This window comes from Polaromonas sp. P1_E1_2 (assembly GCF_056406035.1).
This window is the reverse complement of record NZ_JBFUAZ010000553.1, coordinates 1-2,875: the sequence shown is the minus strand read 5'-3', so window position 1 is coordinate 2,875 and position 2,875 is coordinate 1. Positions and strand designations below refer to the sequence as shown.

Annotated in this window: 5 protein-coding genes; all 5 read right to left on the bottom strand. The window is 61.3% G+C overall.

The window, feature by feature from the left end; genetic code table 11:
• The coding region (locus AC1D1P_RS19725; RefSeq protein WP_477674140.1) for an NAD-dependent epimerase/dehydratase family protein at positions 1–92 on the bottom strand (92 nt) is incomplete at its 3' end.
• Between the two features lie 27 nt (positions 93–119).
• The gene (gene rfaE1 / locus AC1D1P_RS19720; protein ID WP_477674139.1) at positions 120–1,064 is read right to left on the bottom strand and encodes a D-glycero-beta-D-manno-heptose-7-phosphate kinase; all 945 of its coding nucleotides are present in this window, start codon (positions 1,062–1,064) and stop codon (positions 120–122) included.
• Positions 1,065–1,202: 138 nt separating this feature from the next.
• Positions 1,203–2,348 carry a lipopolysaccharide assembly protein LapB gene (gene lapB, locus AC1D1P_RS19715; protein WP_477667954.1) on the bottom strand — a complete coding sequence of 382 codons (1,146 nt, stop codon included), beginning with the start codon at positions 2,346–2,348 and terminating at the stop codon, positions 1,203–1,205.
• A complete protein-coding gene (locus AC1D1P_RS19710; protein WP_457280053.1) occupies positions 2,338–2,622 on the bottom strand; it encodes a LapA family protein in 285 nt (94 codons plus the stop codon). The genes lapB and AC1D1P_RS19710 overlap by 11 nt, the downstream gene beginning before the upstream one ends.
• Before the next feature lie 63 nt (positions 2,623–2,685).
• A partial coding sequence (locus AC1D1P_RS19705) for an HU family DNA-binding protein (RefSeq protein ID WP_477674138.1) occupies positions 2,686–2,875 on the bottom strand: 190 nt, incomplete at its 5' end.

Here is a 2,875-nt window from a genome sequence, read left to right as displayed (position 1 = left end):
ACCGCGATGATGTCGTCGATGCCGCGGGCATTGAGGCCCTTGATGATATTGCTGCCGATAAAACCCGCAGCACCCGTGACTACTACTTTCATGAGGATTCCTTTAACCTGAGCCGCAATTTAATCCGCGGCAAACAGTTCGTCGTAACTGACCGTTGCGGTACCGAACTTGCCAACCACGATGCCACCGGCACGGTTGGCGATGGGCACAGCATCACGAAGGTTCATGCCCGTGGCCGCCATGGCCGCCAGTGTGGCGATCACCGTATCGCCAGCGCCAGTGACGTCGAACACTTCACGCGCCACGGCCGGTACATTCAGCTCACCCTGGGCGTCAAACAGGGTCATGCCTTCCTCGCTGCGGGTCAGCAGCAGGGCATCAAGATTGAGGGTTGTGCGCAGGTTGTGGGCTTTGGTGCGCAGCTCGGCTTCGTCGCTCCAGGTGCCGATCACGTGCTCGAGTTCGGCGCGATTCGGCGTAATGATGCTGGCGTTTTTGTAGCGCGCGTAGTCCGCCCCCTTGGGATCGACCAGCACTACCTTGCCGGCAGCGCGCGCCTGGGCGATCATCAGCACGATATGCGCGAGGCCGCCCTTGCCGTAGTCGGAAAAAAGCACGGCGTCGTGCTGCGTGTGCAGTTTTTCAAATGTGGCGGACTGGGAGGCGAGCACCTCGTTTTCCGGTGTGYTTTCGAAGTCGAGCCGGATCAGCTGCTGCTGGCGGCCGATGACGCGCAGTTTGACCGTTGTTTTGAGCCGTGCATCGCGGCCGAAGTAAGGGGCGWTGCCGGTTTTTTCGACCAATGCCTCCAATTGGTGGCTGGCCTCGTCGTCGCCCACCACGGTCAGCAGCGAGGCTTGCGCGCCCAGCGTGACGATGTTGTAGGCCACGTTGGCAGCGGCGCCTATGCGTTCCTCGGTGCGCGTGACACGTACCACGGGCACCGGGGCCTCAGGCGAGATGCGGTCTACCGCGCCGTACCAGTACCGGTCGAGCATGGCATCGCCCACCACGAGGACACGGGCTTTGGCGATCTTTTCAGGGGATAGGGTTGGAACTGTCATGTATGTCTGTTCTAAAACGGCTCACCGCTCAAAGGCTGCTTTTCTTGCCAAGCGGACACCGCGGAACCGGCTTTGCCGGGCCGCCAGTGTCGCCCCCTGCAAGGGGGGAGGCGGAGCGAAGCGCAGCCACGGGGGTGTTCATAGTTCTTCTATCCGGCGGGTCGGGTAGCTGTCCCAGGCCTGGCAGCCGGGGCAGTGCCAGAAGTGCTGCGTGGCTTCAAAGCCGCACGCGGCACAACGATAGCGCATCAACGGCTTGGTTGCCTGACCCAGCGAGCGCTGCACCAGTGCGTGATGGTGCGCATCCTGGAGTTGTTCCCCTTCTATCCATTTGCCGGCGGCGACGAGGGACGCCTGGCGTTCCATGTGCCTGGCATACCACTGGCGTGCCGACGCAGGGTCTTTTTCCAGTTTGACGATGGCTTCAACCACGTCGATGGACGGTGCGTTGGCGTAACTGGTCTTCAGCAACTCCAGTGCGGCGGCTTCCTGGCCGCTTGCCTGGGCGATATTGGCAAGCAGGCCGGCGGCAAGTGGCAGGCCTTGCGGTGCCAGGTCTTCCAGCTTCTGCAATGTGCGCAAGGCATCCTGGGACTTGCCGAGCTGGTGCTGCAGTTTGGCCAGGTCAATCAGTGGGCGGGCCGACACCGGGGCCATGGCCACAGCCTGCTGCAATGTCTCCAGGGCCTGGCTTGTGTCGCCTGCCGCTGCGGACGCAATGGCCTGCTCGCAGAGGTAATGYGCCTGCCGGGCACTGAAGCTGCCATGGCTGGAGGTACCCAGCCTGGCGGCGATTTCGGTTGCGTTAGGCCAATCCCGCGAGCGTTCATAAATGGACAGCAACGCAAGCCGGGCCTCTTCTTCGAAGGGTGTACCCTCCAGTTTGCGCAGCGCGATCTCGGCACGGTCCAGCAGGCCGGCTTTGAGGAAATCCAGGGCCAGTGCATGCTGGGCGCGGTCGCGTTCCGGTTGCGTCAGGTCGCCGCGCGACATCAGGTGTTCGTGTACGCGCACGGCGCGTTCGTATTCGCCGCGGCGGCGGAACAGGTTACCCAGGGCGAAGTGAAGCTCGGAGGTGTCGGGGTCGTTCTGTACGGCTTCGATAAAGGCGTCAATGGCCTGGTCCTGCTGCTCATTGAGCAGAAAATTCAAACCCTTGAAGTAGGCTTTGGGTGCCTGGCGGTTTTCGATGCGCAGTTGCCGCAAATCCAGTCGCGAGGCCAGCCAGCCCAAGGTAAAGGCGATCGGAAACCCGAGCAGGACCCAGGTGAAATCAAATTCCATGGTGGAGGGTGGAGGGGTCTTCGGTCACGGTATGGGGGCCCATGGTGGAGGAGGCATATTTGGCCGATCTGCGCTTTTTCCACCAGCGCGGCATCATGACAAGAATACCGAGCGCCAGCCCACAGGCGAAGACACTCAGGACAACCAGCACCAGAGGTGCTCGCCACATCGTGCCAAAGAAAAAATTCACCGAAACCGTTTGCTGGTTATTCAGTGCAAAAGCAAACAGCGTAAAAAAAATGGCTGCCTTGAGCAGCCACATGAGGTATTTCACTTGGTCGTCCCCCGTGGTGGTCTCGCGATTGTAGCCAGACCACCGGGGGGAAACAGCAAGACCTTACTTCGGATCCGTGACCGCCAGGAGCTCCTGGGTACGGGCATCCACCGTTTCCCGCAACGCCTTGCCCGGCTTGAAATGGGGCACCCGTTTTTCAGGGATGGCCACGCTTTCACCGGAACGCGGATTACGGCCCATGCGAGGCGGGCGGCGGTTGATGGAAAAACTGCCAAATCCCCTGATTTCGATC